This is a genomic window from Xanthomonas sp. BRIP62411, assembly GCF_003993525.1.
Classification (GTDB): Bacteria; Pseudomonadota; Gammaproteobacteria; order Xanthomonadales; family Xanthomonadaceae; genus Xanthomonas; species Xanthomonas euroxanthea.
The window spans coordinates 82,557-100,958 of the sequence record NZ_QEZI01000008.1 but is presented as its reverse complement, the minus strand read 5'-3'; the positions used below and the strand labels follow the sequence as shown (position 1 = coordinate 100,958).

Sequence of the window (18,402 nt, the reverse complement as noted above, 5' to 3'; positions counted from 1 at the left end):
GCAAGCAATCGCCAGGCGGGTGCAAGCGCCGCGCAGCAGGGGTGTGTGCGCCTGGCACCTGCCGATTCGGGCGCGAGACGCGCCCACCCGGCGTAGCGCAGTGGTGCTGTCCGCTGCACTAGGCCGATGTGCGATTCCGGCCATTCTGCTTGGCGCGATACAGCGCCGAATCGGCGTCATGCACGAAGGCATCCGGGCTGAGTGGCACTTCGCCCGGTTCGAACGTCGCTGCGCCGACGCTGACGGTGACGTGCGCGCTGGTCGGGCTGGACATGTGCATCAGGCCGAGCGCGGCGACGGCGCTGCGGATGGCATCGGCCAGTCGCAACGCGCCGGCAGCATCTGTCTGCGGCAGGATCATGCCGAACTCTTCGCCGCCGTAACGCGCGGCAATGTCTTCGCTGCGCCGTGAGCAGCCGGCGATTGCGCCCGCGATCAGGCGCAGGCAGGCGTCGCCATTTACATGGCCGTAGGTGTCGTTATAGAGCTTGAAATGATCGACATCGATCATCAGTACCGACAATGGCGCTTGTCGATGCACCGCCTGCTGCAAGGCGCGCGAGAGCCGGTGATCGAATGCACGCCGGTTGGCAATGCCGGTGAGCGCATCTATCCAGGCTTCGGAGCTGAGCTTTTCCTCGTTGCGGTGCATGCGGCGCAATTGCAGATCCAGCCAGATGCCCACGCCCAGCAGCAGCACGCATCCCAAGGTGGCGATCATGATCCGCTGGCGCGCGGATTGGCGCCAATTGGCCAATGCGTCATCGACCGAGACGCCGGTCAAGACGGTCAGTGGATATGCCTGCGCCGGCGCGAAACTGGAAATACGCTCCACGCCGTCGATCGGCGAACGATAGGTCGCAGTGCCGTGCCTGCGTGCGCGCATGGTGACGTAGATCGAGGTGCCGGCGATCGAGGTGCCGATCACGCCCGGCTTGTCGGGCCGGCGCACCAGCACGATGCCATCGTCATTGGTCATGCCGATGGTGCCGTTCGGGCCGACCTCGAAGCTACTGTAGTAGTTCTGGAAATACTTCAGTTGCAGCGTGACCAGGACAACGCCTGCAAATTCGCCGCCGGGCGTGTTGAGGCGCCGGCTCAACGTGAGCACCCAGCTACCATCGGAGCGGCTCTGGACCGGCGGCCCGACCAGCGACAGGGCGTCGCGATGGTCGCGGTGATATTTGAAATAGGCGCGATCGGCGTTGTTGTGTGTCCTGGGCGTGCTGCTCAGTGACGAACTCATCCAGGTGCCATCGGCCGCATAGATGAAGATGCCGTGCAACCGGTCCGAGCGACGCGCCTCATGTACCAGAAAGTCATGCATGACCAGTCGCGCACTGGCCGAGCCCTGGTCGTGCTCCACCCGCGACACCAACCCGGACAGCACGGCATCGGCGATGGTCATGGTGTCGCTGGCATGCTGCGCCAGCGAATTGGCGAGATTCAACGACTGCGCTTCGGCGGCATGCAGCGCGCTGGTGCGCTCGTCATGGATGGACCAGTACTCCGAACCAAGCAGCAGCAGGCACGAAATGCTCAGCACAAAGTGCAACGCGATGCGTTGTGCACGTTGCCGCCGTCGCTTGCTGGTCGATGTCACGGAAGGTACCTGTCTGGACAGCAGGAGGTTGCAATTGCCATGCCAGCCTAGCTGTTGGCGCCGCGTGGAATCGCTCGCGCCGCGGCGTGCAATGCAGATCTGTGATTGATGCCTCATGCGCTGCGGGAACGCTCACCTGGCGTGCAACCGCGCCGCTGTCCAGCCTGCTGTTGTCACCGTGCTCGACGATGCGACGAAACACGGCAGCCGACAGCAGCGCCAAAAGCCAGCTCGACTGCATGCGGCTAACGCCCGGCGTGTTATCCCGAACGCCGATCACAACAGGGAGTGCCGTATGCGCGCCATTCGTTTAGCTCATCCTGCAGGTTTGAACGCATTACATGCCGTTGCGCTGCCAGACCCCGGGCAGCCGGCACGCGGTCAGATCAGAGTGCGGCTGCACGCAAGCTCGCTGAATTTCCACGACCTTGGCGTGGTGTCGGGGCAGGCACCGACCGCTGATGGCCGCATCCCCATGTCCGACGGCGCCGGTGTGGTCGAGGCCGTCGGGCCGGAGGTGGATGAGTTCTCCGTCGGCGACCATGTGGTAAATCCACCTTCTTTCCCGACTGGCTGGATGGCGAGCCGCTACGTGCCGGTTTTGCCACCACGCCTGGCGATGGCGTGGACGGGTATGCGCGTTCCGCAGTCTTGGCCGCTGCGCACGCGTTCACGCATGCGCCGGCCGGCTACAGCCATGCCGAAGCGGCCACCTTGACCACGGCCGGCGTCACGGCATGGCGTGCTCTGGTAGTCAATGGCGGACTCAAGGCCGGCGATAGCGTGCTGGTGCTCGGTACCGGCGGTGTGTCGATCTTTGCATTGCAGTTTGCCAAGGCGATGGGCGCCACCGTCATTGCGACATCGTCGTCCGACGAAAAGCTGGCCAAGGCGCGCGCGCTGGGTGCAGACCACGTGATCAACTACCGGCAGCATGCCGAGTGGTCGGCGCAGGTGCGGGAGATCACCAACGGACGCGGCGTGGATCACGTGGTCGAGGTCGGTGGGCCGGGCACGTTGGCGCAATCGATCCGTGCTGGACGGGTGGGCGGGCATATCGCCTTGATCGGCGTGTTGACCGGTGCCGCCGGTCCGGTGCCGACCGCGGAAATGATGGTCCGGCAGCAGCGCCTGCAAGGGCTGGTGGTCGGCAGCCGCACGCATCAGCAGCAACTGGTGCGTGCGCTGGACGCCTTGCCGCTGCGGCCGGTGATCGATCGCGCCTTCGCGCTGGACGAGATCGCCGACGCGTTTGCGTTGCAGCAGGCAGGCGGCCACCTTGGAAAGATCGTGCTGGAGTTCTAGGAGCAGTTGCAGACTGCCGCGCTTGCCACCGGGCGGGCGCGGCCGCTGCGCCGAGTCGGCATGTACCACGCCGAGACGCCAGGGCCTGCACGCTGTCCATGCGCGCCTGGCAACTGCGCGCGACGCGCGGGTTGCCGCTGCAGTTGATCGTTCGCATCCGGATGTTCTCTACCTGGATGTTCTCTACACAGTGCGCCCGGCTGCGCCTGACGCTCATGATGAAGCGGAAAATGACGGAGCGCGCGTCGCGTAGAGGCTCTGATCGTCGTCGCCCACGCAGCTGGCAGGGATGCGGGCATCCCTTCCAGCATGTCGAGAAAACATCTTGCATCACCGCAAGCGCTGCAACCCGCTGTCCACACACACGCGCGCTGTCGGTGCGCCTTGATCGATGCGCAGGCCGGCGCGCACCGCATGCCAACAATGATGAGCGCGTTTCATAGGCACATGCCGTCCATGCCGCCAATGCCTGCCTGCAGCGGCTCTAGAATCAAGGCATACCGCCGATTCACCCCCGCACACACGCGCTGCATGCTCACGCGATTGTGACCGGCCGCGCTGCACATTATTTAAGAACTGTATAAGCCAGCATTGTTGGAGATGCCAGCCATGAGAGATATCAAGATGACCCGTCGCGAGGTACTGATCGCTGGCACGGCGTCGGCAGCCAGCGTTGCCGCAACCCAATCGATGGCTGCAACTGCCGCCTCTGCGATGTCGCAGCGGCAGGCAGTCGAGCCTGCCAATGCATCGAGCCAGGTTGCGTTCGAAGTCAACGGCAAGCCGGTGACGCTGACCCTGGACAATCGCACCACCTTGCTGGATGCCCTGCGCGAACACCTGCAGCTGACCGGCACCAAGAAAGGCTGCGACCACGGCCAATGTGGTGCCTGCACCGTGATCGTCGATGGGCAGCGGATGAATTCCTGCCTGTCGCTGGCGGTGATGCACCAGGGCGGCAAGATCACCACCATCGAAGGCCTTGGCACGCCGGACAAGCTGCATCCGATGCAGGCGGCCTTCGTCAAGCACGATGGATACCAGTGCGGCTATTGCACGCCCGGGCAGATCTGTTCGGCAGTGGCGGTGCTGGACGAGGTCAAGCGCGGCATTCCCAGCCACGTCACCGAAGATCTCACCGGCAAGACCCGGCTCACCACGCCGGAATTGCAGGAGCGGATGAGTGGCAACATCTGCCGCTGCGGCGCGTATTCCAACATCGTCGATGCGATCAACGAAGTTGCCGGAGAGCGCGCATGAAGGCGTTTAGCTACGAGCGCGCGACCTCGCCCGCCGATGCAGCGGCCAAGGCGGCGCGTCAGCCGGGTGCCAAATTCATCGCAGGCGGCACCAATCTGCTCGATCTGATGAAGCTGCAGATCGAAACGCCCTCGCACCTGATCGACGTCAACGGGCTGAGCCTGGACACCATCGAGGAAACGCCGGACGGCGGCCTGCGCATCGGTGCGCTGGTGCGCAATACCGATCTGGCAGCCGACGCCCGCGTGCGTCGCGATTACGCAGTGCTGTCACGTGCGTTGCTGGCAGGTGCCTCGGGGCAGTTGCGCAACCGCGCCACCACGGCGGGCAACCTGTTGCAACGTACGCGTTGCCCGTATTTCTACGACACCAATCAGCCGTGCAACAAGCGCCTGCCGGGCAGCGGGTGCGCGGCCATCGGCGGCTTCAACCGGCAGTTGGCGGTGATCGGCGTGAGCGAGGAATGCATCGCCACCCATCCCAGCGATATGGCCATTGCGATGCGCGTCCTCGATGCGGTTGTCGAGACCGTGCGCCCGGATGGACAGACGCGTGCGGTGCCACTGTCCGAGTTCTATCGTGCGCCCGGCAAGACGCCGCACCTGGAAACCGTCCTGGAACGCGGCGAACTGATCACCGCGGTAAGCCTGCCCAAGCCGCTCGGCGGCACGCATGTCTACCGCAAGGTGCGCGACCGCGCCTCGTACGCATTCGCCCTGGTGTCGGTTGCGGCGGTCGTGCAACGCGATGGCAGCGTGCGTGTCGGCGTCGGCGGTGTCGCCCACAAGCCGTGGCGCAGCGAGGCGGCCGAAGCGCAGTCGCGCCAGGGCGCGCGTGCGATTGCTTCCGTGCTGCTCGATGGCGCACAACCCACTGAACACAATGCCTTCAAGCTGCCGCTGGTTGAGCGCACCTTGACCGCGATCCTGGCCGACACGAGGGCCTGACATGAAATTCGACACTCCCGCCAGTACCAACCCCATCGACCAGCTCAAGGTCGTCGGCAAGCCGGTCGACCGTATCGACGGTCCGCTCAAGACCACCGGGCAGGCGCCGTATGCCTACGAGCATCACGACCTGCCTGGACGTGCCGCCTACGGCCATGTCGTCGGTGCCGGTATCTCCAAGGGCAGCATCCGCAGCATCGATCTGAGCGCTGCGCGCAATGCGCCGGGCGTGCTCGGCATCGTCACCGCGCAGAATGCAGGCAAGCTGCAGAAAGGCAAATACAACACCGCCAAGTTGCTGGGCGGCCCGGAGATCCAGCATTACCACCAGGCCATTGCGGTGGTGGTGGCCGAGACCTTCGAGCAGGCACGCGCCGCAGGCCAGCTGATCAAGGTCGACTACGGCCGCCATGTCGGTGCCTACGATCTGGAGAAGGCACGCGATGGCGCCAAGGTCACCAAGGAGGGCGGGGCGCCGAACAGCGCAGTCGGCAATTTCGATAGCGCCTTCGCGGCAGCCCCGGTGCAACTGGATGCCGAATACACCACGCCGGACCATTCGCACGCGATGATGGAGCCGCACGCATCGATCGCCATGTGGGAAGGCGACAAGCTCAGCGTGTGGACCTCCAATCAGATGATCGACTGGAGCACGGGCGATCTGGCCAGGACGCTCGGTATTCCGCGCGAAAACGTGCGTCTGATGTCGCCGTATATCGGTGGCGGCTTCGGCGGCAAGCTCTTCCTGCGTGCCGATGCGGTGCTGGCCTCGCTGGCCGCACGCCAGGTCGGACGCCCGGTCAAGGTGATGTTGCCGCGGCCGCTGATCTTCAACAACACCACGCACCGCCCGGCCACCGTGCAGCGTATCCGTATCGGCGCACAGCGCGATGGCAAGATCACCGCGATTGCGCATGAGAGCTGGTCCGGCGACCTGCCCGAGGGCGGGCCCGAGATTGCGGCCGCGCAGACGCAGTTGCTGTATGCCGGTGCCAACCGCCTGATTGCCACACGCCTGGCCGTGCTCGATCTGCCCGAAGGCAATGCGATGCGTGCGCCTGGCGAAGCGCCGGGGTTGATGGCGCTGGAAGTGGCCATGGACGAAATGGCCGAGAAGCTGGACATGGATCCGGTCAAGTTCCGGATCGTCAACGATACCCAGGTGGATCCGGAAAACCCGCAGCGCCCGTTCTCGCAGCGTCAGTTGGTCAAGTGCCTGGAAGATGGCGCAAAGCGTTTCGACTGGTCCAAGCGCAAGGCCAAGCCGGCCAGCAACCGCGATGGGCGCTGGTTGGTCGGCATGGGCGTGGCGGCAGCGTTCCGCAATGCGCCGGTGATGACCTCCGGCGCGCGCATGCGCCTGGAGCAAGGCGGTCGCGTGGTGGTGGAAACCGACATGACCGATATCGGCACCGGCTCCTACACCATCATTGCGCAGACCGCCGCAGAAATGATGGGCGTGCCGCTGGACTGGGTGGATGTGCGGCTGGGCGATTCCAGTTTTCCTGCCTCGGCCGGTTCCGGTGGGCAGTGGGGTGCGAACAGCGCCACCGCCGGTGTCTACGCCGCAGCGGTGAAGCTGCGCGAGGCCGTCGCCAAGCAGCTGGGGCTGGACCCGGCCAAGGCCGAATTTGCCGACAGCCATGTGCGTGCCGGCGGCAAGCGCATCGCGCTGGGCGATGCGGCCGCCAATGGCGCCTTGGTGGTGGAGGACAAGATCGAGTTCGGCGACCTCTCCAAGACGCATCAGCTGTCGACCTTTGGCGCGCACTTCGTCGAAGTCGGCGTGGATATCGCCACTGCCGAGGTGCGCATCCGCCGCATGCTCGCGGTGTGTGCGGCTGGACGCATCCTCAATCCCAAGTCTGCACGTAGCCAGGTCATCGGCGGCATGACGATGGGCGCGGGCGCGGCCCTGATGGAAGAGCTGGCGGTCGACAAGCGGCTGGGCTTTTTCGTCAATCACGATCTGGCCGGTTACGAAGTGCCGGTGCATGCAGACATCCCGCACCAGGAAGTGATCTTTCTCGAAGAGAGCGACCCGATGTCGTCGCCGATGAAGGCCAAGGGTGTCGGCGAGCTGGGCATCTGCGGCGTGGCCGCAGCAATCGCCAATGCGGTCTACAACGCCACCGGCGTGCGCGTCCGCGAGTACCCGGTCACGCTGGACAAGCTGCTTCCGCATCTGCCCGAGCTGTTGCGCGCGTGAGTGCGATGGTGGCCCCGGTCACGCACGCGGTGCCGGCCGAGCCGGCGTGGCCGGCATGGCCAAGCTACGCGTTGCACGATGACCTGTTGCCGACGCTCAGCGCCTGGCATCGGGCGGGCCAGCGCGTGGCCATCGCCACGCTGATCGACGTGCAAGGCTCCTCGCCGCGCCCGTTGGGAAGCGAGATGGCCATCAGTGCCGATGGGCGGGTGGCCGGCTACGTCTCGGGCGGGTGCGTGGAGGCGGCAGTGGCGCACGAAGCCATCGCCGCCTTGCGCGACGGCACCCCGCGCTGGCTGGACTACGGCGAAGGCAGCCAGGTGCTGGATATCCAGCTCAGTTGCGGCGGCCGTATCGGCGTGCTGGTCTGGCCGGTACCGGATCTTGGCGAGCATCTGGCACGCTGGCGCAATGCGCGCCAGCATCGTCGCCCGTTTCATGTCGCGCTGGATCGGACCACCGGTGCAGTCCGTTACCCGGCGAGCACGCAGGATCTGCGTCCCGACGAATTCCTGCGCACCCATCGCCCCCCGCTGCGGCTGGTGCTGGTCGGTGCCGATCCTGCGCTGCTGGTGCTGGTGTCACTCGCCAGCCAGATGGGCATCGAAGTGCGCGTGCTGCGGCCGCATGGTCCCGGCGAACCGCCGCCCGGACTGGCTGCGGACCACTACGATCGCCGTGCCTTGGGCGAGGCTTTGCAAGATCTGCATCTGGATGCGGACACCGCGCTGTACAGCCTTGCGCACGATGGCGACAGCGATCTGCAGGTCGCCTGTCGTGGACTTGCCTCCGGGGTCGCCTGCATCGGCATCCTGGGCAGTCGCCAGAAGCGTGAGGCACGCCTGCAGGCACTGCGTGCGCTCGGGTATGACGATACGGCCCTGGCCAGATTGCGGCTGCCGGCGGGCTGGCGCATGGGGCACTCCTCACCGCACACGATTGCATTGGGCATCATTGCCGAAGCCATCCAGGCGGTGGCCGATGGGCAGGCCGCCGCGCTGGCCGGCTGAGGCTGTTGCGGTCAGGCGAGCGGGCAGCAAGGCGCAATCGCGTATTTGCATTGATTTCGATCTGCGGTGGGCCATCGCGTTGGTCTGTTGCTCGTAGCCGAGGTTTTCTGCTGCGGTGCGGCGCCGTGGAAAGCTGATGGTTGATAGGCCCTTGGGTATGTATTTACTGCATGCTCCTCGCGGCCGCGATTAACTGCCTTATCCCGCGCTGACACTTACGCACTGCGATGTTTATCGTAGCGCTGCCGTGGCCTTGTCTCCCCAATCGTCGAGCTGACATCGCAATGCAATGCCCGCCACGCCATTGGTCGGGTGCAGGGGGCGCCATCCAGCGCGAGCCGGAGACTGCGCTGCATTTAGTCACTCCGCGCGCACAGTTGAATCTCTACGCTGGCGCATCTCCAAAACCACGCCACGTCGCCATGACCGAACTACGTGATCACGATGACGACGTCGCTTGCGACGCAGCTCGATTGCCGCCGCCCGTCATTGCCGGCCCTTTATCCGCGACTTTGCGCGATGCCGGTTTTGACTGGTCTCCAATGCCGCCGGCATCGCGCCATCGTTCGCCTCGTGCGATGGCAGTTGACGCATGAGCAGCGATCACGTCGCGCTGCTGCTCGCCGCAGGTGCAGGACGCCGGCTGGGGCGTTCCAAACAATTGTTGCTGCGCGACGGTGAACCGTTGTTGCGGCGTTTTGCACGCATCGCGTTGCAGACGGCGCCACGCCGCTGCGTGGTGGTGCTGGGCGCCGATGCCGACGCGCTGAGCGATGTCCTGCAGGGACTGCAGGTGGAGGTGTTGCGCCACGCCGACTGGGCCGCCGGCATGGGCTCCAGCCTGGCGGCGCTGCGCCAGCATGTGCAGGACGATACCTCGCTGCGGCGCAGCCTGATCCTGGGGTGCGATCAGCCCGCGCTGGATGCGCCGCATCTGCGCGCCTTGCTCGAAGAGGCCGACCGTGCCGCCTCTGGGTGCTCCACCAGCGGGTATGCCGGTGTGCGCGGCATTCCCGCAGTGGTCACGCACGCGGCCTGGGCCGACGTGCCGCTGCAGGGCGACAGCGGCCTGCGTGGCTTGTTCGCCGGCCTGGACGTGCAGACCTTGGGCTGCGTCAGCGCCCCGGCGCTTGCGCTGGACGTGGACACGCCCGCCGATCTGCTCGCAGCGCAACAGCGTGGCTGGGTGGATGCGGATTGAGACACCGTGACGGGTGCAGCTGCGCGCTATCCGGCAGCCTGGCGGCAGAGCTGCATCAGGACCACAGCACGATCGCTTCCCTGATCACCAGGACATAGCCCACCACCATCGCGGTCTTGACCGGAAACTCGAACTTCCTGAGCAGATGCATGCGACTCCTCCCCCGAGGCATTTCCACGAGCGACCAATTCCCTCGCGCCGTCTGCGCCCGTTGACGGCCACTTGCGACGTCGGTTCGCCGCTCGAGCGCGAATCTAACGCCCGCCCTGATCGGTGTCACGTAGGAATTTTCCTACCTTCATGCCAGTGTCCGCCCGACGGTATTGGCATAAGCGAAGAAGCATTCTTGCTATGCCGGACGCGGGGCCCCTGGCCACTCTCCCGCGGCCCCTTGAGTAAGGGCGCGCCGGCATCCCCGGCAGGACCATGGCACCCCCAGCGCCGGTGCGCTGCGCCTCCCCGCGCTGCCCACCTCAATCGTTCGATCGCTGCATCTACCGGCCGGAGGCCCTGATGGACGAGTCCCGCTATGTTGTCCGTATTCATCCCGAACAGGGCGGTTGGTGGGTCACCCGGCCGCAATGGTCGCCGCTGCGTTATCTGCGCGAGCAGGGCGCACTGGAAAATGCCGAATTGATGGCCAAGCTGCACTGCCTGACCACCGGTCAGCCCAGCGGCGTGGTGTTGCATACCGCCGAAGGCGATCGCGTGGTGCGTCGCTACGGCTGACCGGGCCGGCACCCTGCAAGCAGGGGAAAGGCGGCGCTGACCGTCCGCCCGGGCAGGCGGGGGCGATCGCGCGCACCCGGCAACCTGCGGTTGCGTAAATCCGGCCACTTTGTAGGCACCCCGTGGTTGCGAGGATGGCCAGTCGACTGGATGCACGCGATCGGCCATTCTTGCTGGGATCCGCACGTTGGCGGCTCCCAGTCGAGAGTGTCGCCCCAGTGAACGTTGCCGGTTCTGCCTTGATCCAAAACGATATCGTCGTCTTCGGCCTGATCGCCGCCACCTTGGGCGCGGTGTTCTGGACCTCCTCGCGCGAGCAGGGGCCGTGGCGCCGCTTCTACGCCGTCGTCCCGGCGCTGCTGCTGTGTTACCTGCTGCCAGGCATCTACAACACCGTTGGCCTGATCGACGGTGCCAATACCCGCCTGTACAACCCGATCGCGCGCGACGTGCTGCTGCCGGCCGCGCTGGTCCTGCTCACCTTGAGCGTCGACCTGCGCGCCATCCTGGGGCTGGGGCCCAAGCTGGTCGCCATGTACCTGGGCGCATCGCTGAGCATCATGCTGGGGGCGGTGGTGGCGTTCTGGGTGATGGGCTGGCTGCATCCGGCCACGGTGGCCGGCGATACCTGGGCCGGCATGGCCGCGCTGGCGGGCAGCTGGATCGGCGGCGGGGCCAACATGCTGGCGATGCGCGAGGTCTTCAACGTGGACGCCACCACGTTCGGGCAGTTTGCGGTGGTGGATGTGGGCGTCGGTTATGTGTGGATGGCGGCGCTGATCTTCCTGGCCGGGCGCGCACGCAGCATCGATGCGCGCAGCGGAGCCGATACCCGCGCGCTGGATGCGCTGCAGGCGCGCATGGCGCAGTTCCAGGCCGAACACGCACGCATTCCCAGCCTGGCCGATCTGATGGTGATCGTGGCGGTGGCGTTCGGCGGGGTCGGGCTGGCGCATGCGCTGGCCTCGCCGCTGGCCGCGTGGTGCAAGGCCAACCTGCGCTGGTCCAGCCAGTTCAGCCTGGACACGCCGTTCGTCTGGGTGGTGGTGCTGGCGACCAGCATCGGCCTGCTGCTGAGCTTCACCCGCGCACGGACGCTGGAGGGCGCTGGCGCGTCCAGGATCGGCTCGCTGCTGCTGTACTTCCTGATCGCCTGTATCGGCATGCAGATGGATCTGCTGGCGTTGCTGGACCGGCCATGGCTGTTCCTGCTCGGGCTGATCTGGATCGCGGTGCATATCGGGTTGCTATGGGGCCTGGGCCGCCTGTTGCGGGTGCCGTTCTTTTATTTCGCGATCGGCTCGCAATCCAATATCGGTGGACCGGCCTCGGCGCCGGTGGTGGCCGCCGCGTTCCACCCGGCCCTGGCGCCGGTCGGCGTGCTGCTGGGCACGATGGGCTACGCCACCGGCACGTATCTGGCCTATCTGGTCGGCATCACCCTGCGGGCGATGGCAGGCGCGGGCTGACCGGACCTGGCGCTGCCTGGCGCGCCGTCGGACCGTGTTGCCGGGCGCGCGCGGGCGTTGCCACGCCTCTGCCGCAGTGCCGGATGCACCCGCTGCCTCCAGGCGACAACCCTTCGCCAGCGGGGGCGACCACCACATCGAGTCGGGCACCGGCAGCGCCGGTGCCCGACCACGATTACTGCTGAAGACCGCGGCGCTGCGCTTCCTGCTGCGTGCTCTGCTGCGACTGCTGCTGGTTGTGCTGCTGCAACTGATCGACATTGCCGTGCGCCGGCTCGCTGGCTGCCGAGGCGGTCTGCACATGGCTGCGCAGATGCGCCGGGTCGTCCATCCGGCCCTGCACCGCAATCAGGCTGTCGCCATCGCGGTTGGGCACCAGGTGGTCGATCCGCTGCAGACCGTCGCTGCTGGCACGCGCGGCCACGCTGGCGGCGGTATTGAGAAACGCGGTGTCGTCGCGCAGGCCCAGGCGCTCGCGCTGGCCGTCCAGCCGCACCACCGCATCGTTGAACAACTGGCTGCCGGTACCTTGCGCCTGCCCGGGCGATTGCATGTCCTGCGCCTTCATCACCGAGTCCATGCCGTGCAGGTCCAGGCGGTGCTTCAGCATCATGCCCGGCACCAGGCGTTGCCCGAACGACAACGGGTCCGGTTCCGGCAGCTCGATCTGATGGCCGGCCGCATTGGGCATCGCCCATTTCAGCGGGATGCTGTCTTCCTGCAGGTGGGTGAGGATCTCGTTGCGGACGTGGTAGCCGCGGATCAACTCGCTGCTGGCGTAGTCCTTGGCCGCCGAGGCATCCAGCCCCTGGCGTTCCAGCGTACGGTCGTTGACGCCGGCGGCGTTGTAGGTCACGGCGGGGATGTCGTTGACCATCGCCGATGCCGCCGCCAGACCGCCACCGAGCGAGTGTCCGGAGATCACCACCTGGTCGCCGAACGCCTGCTTGGCCTGGCTGCCAAGCTGGATCGCGGACGCGTACTGCGCGTCGTCGAAGCCCAGGCCCTGGCCGAGGTTGTGCTTCCAGTCCTTGCCTTCGTCGGTGCCGCAGAAGCCGAGCACCACCTGGCCCTGGTCGTTGCGGTAGAACGCGGCATCGAAACCGCTCTTGGCATCGTGCAGCAGGCCGGGGTCGATGCCGGCACGCTGCAGCGTGCTGTCGTCCATGCGCGTCCAGCCATTGGGCAGGGGCGCGAAGGTTTCAGCGCTGCCTTCGCGTCGCTGCGAGGCAGTGGCGTAGAGGTCTTGCAGCACCGCCGGAAACTGGCGGTCTTCCGGCTGCGGTTGCTGTCCACGCATCGACTCTGCGAATGGCGTGGACGAGTGGGTGGAATCTGACGGGCTCATGCGCGGCTCCTTGCGTTCGTCGTGCGAAAAGCCCGCTTAGCGGCTGCTTTCCACGGGAATGTTGTGGGCGCTCAACCATGCGCGCACGTCCGCCCTGACCTGCTGGCCAGCGGCATTGAGCAGGCGATCGGGGGTGGTGAAGAAATACGCCTGGAAGGTTTTCTGTTGCGCGTTGCGCAGCGTCGGATCCACGCCGGCCTTGAGCAATTGCAGCACTGCCGGACTTGCCGCGCCGCTTTGGGCGGCCAGGTGCAGCACGCTGTTGCCGGTGTTGTCGACGCGCTGCAGATCGGCGCCGGCATCGATCAACAGCGCGATCTGCGCATCGCGCTTGCTCTGCACGGCGCGGAACAACGGTGTCCAGCCGGCGCGCGCGCTGACCACGTCGATCGGCGCCTTGTGCTGCAGCAGGATCTTCAGGTACTCCGCGTCCTGCGCCATGGCGGCCATGTGCACGACCGTTTCCTGGTCCATGCCCGGCAACGACGGGTCTGCGCCTGCATCGAGCAATGCGGCCAGGGCGCGGGGTTGTTCATTCCAGATCGCCCACTCGAGCAGGGTGACGTTCTGATCGCCGTGTGCGGCGAGGTCGACTGTCGGTGCGAGTGCGCCGATTCGGGCGACGTCACCGTGCGCAATGGCGTTGGCGATATCGCTCAGGCCGGGGTCGCGGAAGGCGACGGTGTGATCGTGCAGCGTAGCTGACATGGTGGTTTGCTCCTTGGCACCGGGCGAGGCGGTGCATGAGACCGCGAAAAACGAGGTCGCAAGAACGAGCAGGGTGGGGAATCGCGGTTGCATCGAAATCTCCTTCTCCTGATCGCATTCCTGGTGGCACTGCGGTGTGTCCTTCCGCAGCCGGGCCGATCCTACCAGCTGCCCAAACGACGCGCGGTAAGATTTCGTGACATGCGCCGGCGCCTGGGTGTCGGCCGTTGAGGCCGCTCGCCGGGGTGGTGTCTGCATGGTGCCGATGCACCAGGATGGGCATCACACGCGGATGCAATCTACAACAGCCAACGGTCACAACGCGGCCGGCATAATGGTGCTTTGCGAACAGATGGGTGCAATGGTCTACGAATTACTGATCAGCGACTGCGATGGCGTGCTTGTCGACAGCGAGATACTGGCCGACCGGGTGATGCGCGAGGCGCTGGCGGCCTTCGTGCCGGCCGAGGCGTTGGAGCATTTGCTCGGGACAACGTTCGGGCAGACCACGCGTGAGGTATTGCTGCGCGTACAGGAACACTTCGCCGTGCAGCTGCCGGAGACCTTGCTGGCCCAGATCCAGGCGCGTAGCGAAGCCTTGATCAAGGCCGAGGTGCAGCCGATCGCCGGCGTGCGCGACGCATTGGAACAGATACCGTTGCCGCTGGCGGTGGCCTCCAACAGCCGCCGCCACAATGTGATCGCCTCGGTCGAACGGGTGGGGCTCACCGCACGTGCGGCGGGGCATGTCTTCGCTGCCGATATGGTGGAGCGTCCCAAGCCGGCGCCGGATGTCTATCTACTGGCTGCACGCACCCTGGGCGTTGCGCCGGAGCGCTGCCTGGTGATCGAAGACAGCCCCACCGGTGCGACTGCCGCATTGGCGGCCGGCATGCAGGTGCTGGGTTTTACCGGGGCCAGCCATATCCCGCAGGGGCATGCCGACACCTTGCGTCGGCTTGGCGTGCTGGCGGTGTTCGACGATATGCGCGATTTACCGGCGTTGTTCGAGCGGCTCACGCAAAAACGCGCTGGCTGAGCGCTGCTGACAAGAGATGTTGAATGCGGTGTCGATGGCGGCGAAGTTGCAGCCAGCTCGTTCTTCAACCGCAGTCGGCCAGATCGTGCAATCGACTTGTGATAACAGAGCTGTCGAGCCATAGCGTGGTTTGAGTGCAGTCAAACGCTCAGGTCAAAGTCCAGGTCAACAGCTCGGTGAGTCGAGGGCGCGGTGTCCTCACCGCTCGCGGGACACGCCGCAAGTACGTCGATGTAGGCTCGGTGGCGGCATCCATGCCGCCACACGGTCCCGCAACCGGCGAGGACACCGCACCAGACGCTTGGTCGGTGGTCGGTTGCAAACCTGCGTGTTGCCAGGCTTACCTCAAGACACTGGGAAGTCTTGGGTTGCTCTACTGAAGTCTGGCTGTTGCTCGGCGTGCGCCTGAAAGCTGATCGGATGCCCCCTGATCCGACCAACGCACGTCATGTCCCGCTCGCAACCACGCACACCGACCCTCTTGACTGGTCCTTGCCCGCCCACCGTCGCGGGACCTTGAGCGGCATGGATGCCGCGCCAGAGCCTACAAGGACGTACTTGCGGCGTGTCCCGCGATGGTGGGCGGGCAAGGGCCCTGCAGCCAGGCCGCAGATCACCCGCCCTACAACTGATCCATCCGCAAGGCCGTCCATCGGCCGCCCGGCCTTGCTGCGTGTCCCGCAGCGGCGGGCGGGCAAGGCCGGGCGGCCAGGCCGCAGATCACCCCGCCCTCCAACTGGTCCATCGGCAAGGCCGTCCATCGGCCGCCCGGCCTTGCTGCGTGTCCCGCAGCGGCGGGCGGGCAAGGCCGGGCGGCCAGGCCGCAGATCACCCCGCCCTCCAACTGGTCCATCGGCAAGGCCGTCCATCATCCGCCCTGCCTTGCGGCGTGTCCCGCAGCGGCGGGCGGGCAAGGGCCCTGCAGCGAGGCCGCAGATCACCCGCCCTACAACTGATCCATCGGCAAGGCCATCCATCGGCCGCCCGTGCTTGCGGCGTGTCCGCGCTGGTGAGTGCGAGAGGACTCCCTGCGGCCAACCCCAAGCCATCAACGCAGCAGGGCGCGATTTGCATCGCGCCCTGCTGCATTCCGACTCGCCACCTGCCCGGTCATCCGGTCAGCAGCAGCGAAACCCGCTCTTGCCGCCGTAACGCGCGTCCTGGCGCTCGCGGAAGAAGGTGGGGTAGTCCATCACCGGCTTATCGGGGTGTTTTTCCAGCATGTGGCGCACGTAGTTGTCGTAATCGGGAATGCCGCAGCACAGGCGGGCGGTCTGTATCAGGCGCCGCCAGATGCGGCGATGCACCTGGTACTGGCTGGCAAGAACGAGTTGGGTGCCCATTACAGGTCCGCCATCTGGTGTGGCTGCAAGGCCACGTACGGGGTTTCGCGATCACTGCGCTGCGGATTGCGGCGCGCAATCACGATCGTCCTGACCGCGTAGACCAGGATCGATCCCACCACGAACAGGAACAGCACCGTCAGCCCGGTGTTGACGTAGGCATTGGTGACGATCTGCTGCATCTGCGCCACCGTCTTGGCCGGCGCGGTGATGGTGTTGCCGGCGATGGCGTCCTGGTACTTGTGCGCCTGCGCCAGGAAGCCCTGCGCCGGGTTGCTGTCGAAGATCTTGATCAGCCCCGCATACGTGGTGCAGATCAGCAGCCACAACGCCGGCACCAGCGTGACCCAGGCGTAGCGGTCGCGCTTCATCTTGAACAGCACCACCGTGCCCAGCATCAGCGCGATCCCGGCCAGCATCTGGTTGGAGATGCCGAACAACGGCCACAGGGTCTGGATGCCGCCGAACGGATCGATTACGCCGGTGTAGAGCAGATAGCCCCACAGCGCCACGCAGCCGGCCGTGGCGATGATGTTGGCGGTCCACGATTCGGTCTTCTTCAGTGCCGGGATGAAGTTGCCCAGCAGATCCTGCAGCATGAAGCGGCCCGCACGTGTGCCGGCATCCACTGCGGTCAGGATGAACAGCGCTTCGAACAGGATCGCGAAGTGGTACCAGAACGCCATGGTGTCTTCGCCCGGCAGCAGATGGTGCAGGATCTGCGCGATGCCCACCGCCAGGGTGGGCGCACCACCGGCGCGTGCCAGGATGCTGTGCTCGCCGATGTCGCGCGCCGTGGCTTCCAGCACCTCGGGCGTGATCGCAAAGCCCCACTCGGACACCTTGGCCGCAACGGCCACCGTGTCGCTGCCGACCAGCGAGGCCGGGCTGTTCATGGCGAAGTAGATGCCCGGCTCGATGATCGATGCGGCCACCAGCGCCATCACCGCCACGAACGATTCCATCAGCATGCCGCCGTAGCCGATGTAGCGCATGTGGCCTTCGTTGGCGAGCAGCTTGGGCGTGGTGCCCGAGGCGATCAACGCATGGAAACCGGAGACCGCGCCGCAGGCGATGGTGATGAACAGGAACGGGAAGATGCCGCCTTTCCACACCGGGCCGTCGCCGGTGGACGCGAACTGGGTCAGTGCCGGCATCTTCAGGTCCGGCATGACCACCACAATGCCGATCGCCAGTGCCAGGATCGTGCCGATCTTGAGGAAGGTGGACAGGTAATCGCGCGGTGCCAGCAGCAGCCACACCGGCAACACCGAGGCGACGAAGCCGTAGCCGATCAGCATCCAGGTGATCTGCTTGGCGGTGAAGGTGAATGCCGGGCCCCAGCTCGGATCTGCCGCGACCTTGCCGCCCAGCCAGATCGCACCCAGCAACAGGATCAGGCCGACCACCGAAATCTCGCCGATCTTGCCGACCCGGATGTAGCGCATGTACACGCCCATCATCAGCGCGATCGGCATCGTGGCGATGACGGTGAACATGCCCCATGGGCTTTCGGCCAGCGCCTTGACCACCACCATCGCCAGCACCGCCAGGATGATGATCATGATCAGGAAGGCGCCGAACAGGGCGATGGTGCCGGGCACCTGGCCCATTTCCTCGCGCACCAGATCGCCCAGCGAGCGGCCGTTGCGGCGGCTGGACAGGAACAGCACCACGAAGTCCTGCACCGCGCCGGCGAACACCACGCCGACCACCAGCCACAGCAGGCCGGGCAGGTAGCCCATCTGTGCGGCGAGCACCGGGCCGACCAGGGGCCCGGCGCCGGCGATCGCGGCGAAATGGTGGCCAAACAGCACGTGCTTGTTGGTGGGCACGTAGTCCAGGCCGTCGTTGTTGGCCACCGCCGGCGTGGCGCGGGTCACGTCCAGCTGCATCACCTTGTCGGCGATGAACAGGCTGTAGAAGCGGTAGGCGATCAGATAGATCGACACCGCCGCCACCACGATCCATAGCGCATTGATGTGCTCGCCACGCCGCAGCGCTACGGTACCCAGACAGAACGCGGCCAGCAGCGCCAGCGCGCCCCAGGCCAGCTTCGAGAACCCTTTCATGCATGCCCCTCAGGAACGATTCGCCCAAGGGTCCCCCCGTGCCAGGCTGCGGTCAATGGCAGCGTTCCGCGGCAGGGTAAAACTTTGGTCGTAGAGTATTTGGGTACACGATGCGCTAGCGCCCGCCATAGGAGGCCGACGATTGGAACGATCGGTTGC

General features: G+C 65.9%; 13 protein-coding genes and 1 pseudogene. 9 read left to right on the top strand and 5 right to left on the bottom strand.

Features of this window, described 5'->3' with window-relative positions; all coding sequences use genetic code 11:
* Nucleotides 1-118: 118 nt before the first annotated feature.
* A complete protein-coding gene (locus EO139_RS04730) occupies nucleotides 119-1,603 on the bottom strand; it encodes a sensor domain-containing diguanylate cyclase (protein WP_104583105.1) in 1,485 nt (494 codons plus the stop codon).
* A 295-nt stretch (nucleotides 1,604-1,898) separates the two neighbouring features.
* Between EO139_RS04730 and EO139_RS04725 the strand changes: the two are divergent.
* From EO139_RS04725 to EO139_RS04690, 8 genes and pseudogenes are all read left to right on the top strand, one after another.
* Nucleotides 1,899-2,908, top strand: a pseudogene (locus EO139_RS04725) (NAD(P)-dependent alcohol dehydrogenase).
* 600 nt (nucleotides 2,909-3,508) lie between these two features.
* Nucleotides 3,509-4,168, top strand: coding sequence for an aldehyde dehydrogenase iron-sulfur subunit PaoA (gene paoA / locus EO139_RS04720; protein WP_268980817.1), 660 nt, complete (start codon nucleotides 3,509-3,511; stop codon nucleotides 4,166-4,168).
* Nucleotides 4,165-5,115, top strand: a complete 951-nt coding sequence (locus EO139_RS04715; RefSeq protein ID WP_039526229.1) for a xanthine dehydrogenase family protein subunit M — start codon at nucleotides 4,165-4,167, stop codon at nucleotides 5,113-5,115. Before paoA ends, EO139_RS04715 begins: the two co-directional genes overlap by 4 nt.
* Before the next feature lies 1 nt (nucleotide 5,116).
* Nucleotides 5,117-7,324, top strand: coding sequence for an aldehyde oxidoreductase molybdenum-binding subunit PaoC (gene paoC, locus EO139_RS04710; RefSeq protein ID WP_126969540.1), 2,208 nt, complete (start codon nucleotides 5,117-5,119; stop codon nucleotides 7,322-7,324).
* Nucleotides 7,321-8,334 carry an XdhC family protein gene (locus EO139_RS04705; protein WP_164739729.1) on the top strand — a complete coding sequence of 338 codons (1,014 nt, stop codon included), beginning with the start codon at nucleotides 7,321-7,323 and terminating at the stop codon, nucleotides 8,332-8,334. Before paoC ends, EO139_RS04705 begins: the two co-directional genes overlap by 4 nt.
* Nucleotides 8,335-8,926: 592 nt before the next feature.
* The gene (locus EO139_RS04700; protein WP_126969538.1) at nucleotides 8,927-9,535 is read left to right on the top strand and encodes a nucleotidyltransferase family protein; all 609 of its coding nucleotides are present in this window, start codon (nucleotides 8,927-8,929) and stop codon (nucleotides 9,533-9,535) included.
* 513 nt (nucleotides 9,536-10,048) lie between these two features.
* Nucleotides 10,049-10,264 carry a hypothetical protein gene (locus tag EO139_RS04695; protein ID WP_104583112.1) on the top strand — a complete coding sequence of 72 codons (216 nt, stop codon included), beginning with the start codon at nucleotides 10,049-10,051 and terminating at the stop codon, nucleotides 10,262-10,264.
* A gap of 218 nt (nucleotides 10,265-10,482) precedes the next feature.
* On the top strand, nucleotides 10,483-11,733 hold the full coding sequence (locus EO139_RS04690; RefSeq protein WP_119131221.1) for a DUF819 family protein: 1,251 nt from the start codon (nucleotides 10,483-10,485) through the stop codon (nucleotides 11,731-11,733).
* Between the two features lie 175 nt (nucleotides 11,734-11,908).
* Here the strand turns inward: EO139_RS04690 and EO139_RS04685 are convergent, their stop codons facing one another.
* The gene (locus tag EO139_RS04685; protein ID WP_126969536.1) at nucleotides 11,909-13,081 is read right to left on the bottom strand and encodes an XVIPCD domain-containing protein; all 1,173 of its coding nucleotides are present in this window, start codon (nucleotides 13,079-13,081) and stop codon (nucleotides 11,909-11,911) included.
* Between the two features lie 36 nt (nucleotides 13,082-13,117).
* Nucleotides 13,118-13,882 (bottom strand): ankyrin repeat domain-containing protein, encoded by a 765-nt coding sequence (locus EO139_RS04680; RefSeq protein ID WP_164739169.1) that lies wholly within the window; start codon nucleotides 13,880-13,882, stop codon nucleotides 13,118-13,120.
* Between the two features lie 241 nt (nucleotides 13,883-14,123).
* Here EO139_RS04680 and EO139_RS04675 point away from each other — a divergent pair, with 241 nt between their 5' ends.
* Nucleotides 14,124-14,828, top strand: a complete 705-nt coding sequence (locus tag EO139_RS04675; RefSeq protein WP_164739728.1) for an HAD family hydrolase — start codon at nucleotides 14,124-14,126, stop codon at nucleotides 14,826-14,828.
* Between the two features lie 1,118 nt (nucleotides 14,829-15,946).
* Here EO139_RS04675 and EO139_RS04665 read toward each other — a convergent pair.
* Complete coding sequence (locus EO139_RS04665) at nucleotides 15,947-16,171, bottom strand: CstA-like transporter-associated (seleno)protein (RefSeq protein ID WP_016904074.1); 225 nt, start codon at nucleotides 16,169-16,171, stop codon at nucleotides 15,947-15,949.
* Nucleotides 16,171-18,243, bottom strand: a complete 2,073-nt coding sequence (locus EO139_RS04660) for a carbon starvation CstA family protein (RefSeq protein WP_104648104.1) — start codon at nucleotides 18,241-18,243, stop codon at nucleotides 16,171-16,173. Before EO139_RS04660 ends, EO139_RS04665 begins: the two co-directional genes overlap by 1 nt.
* Nucleotides 18,244-18,402 lie beyond the last annotated feature (159 nt).

Bases quoted from the DNA above. Each gene is read 5' to 3' on its own strand.
- EO139_RS04665 (WP_016904074.1), bottom strand. From the start codon at position 16,171: ATGGGCACCCAACTCGTTCTTGCCAGCCAGTACCAGGTGCATCGCCGC.
- EO139_RS04675 (WP_164739728.1), top strand. From the start codon at position 14,124: ATGGTGCTTTGCGAACAGATGGGTGCAATGGTCTACGAATTACTGATC.
- EO139_RS04685 (WP_126969536.1), bottom strand. From the start codon at position 13,081: ATGAGCCCGTCAGATTCCACCCACTCGTCCACGCCATTCGCAGAGTCG.
- paoC (WP_126969540.1), top strand. From the start codon at position 5,117: ATGAAATTCGACACTCCCGCCAGTACCAACCCCATCGACCAGCTCAAG.
- EO139_RS04715 (WP_039526229.1), top strand. From the start codon at position 4,165: ATGAAGGCGTTTAGCTACGAGCGCGCGACCTCGCCCGCCGATGCAGCG.
- paoA (WP_268980817.1), top strand. From the start codon at position 3,509: ATGCCAGCCATGAGAGATATCAAGATGACCCGTCGCGAGGTACTGATC.
- EO139_RS04700 (WP_126969538.1), top strand. From the start codon at position 8,927: ATGAGCAGCGATCACGTCGCGCTGCTGCTCGCCGCAGGTGCAGGACGC.
- EO139_RS04660 (WP_104648104.1), bottom strand. From the start codon at position 18,243: ATGAAAGGGTTCTCGAAGCTGGCCTGGGGCGCGCTGGCGCTGCTGGCC.
- EO139_RS04695 (WP_104583112.1), top strand. From the start codon at position 10,049: ATGGACGAGTCCCGCTATGTTGTCCGTATTCATCCCGAACAGGGCGGT.
- EO139_RS04680 (WP_164739169.1), bottom strand. From the start codon at position 13,882: ATGCAACCGCGATTCCCCACCCTGCTCGTTCTTGCGACCTCGTTTTTC.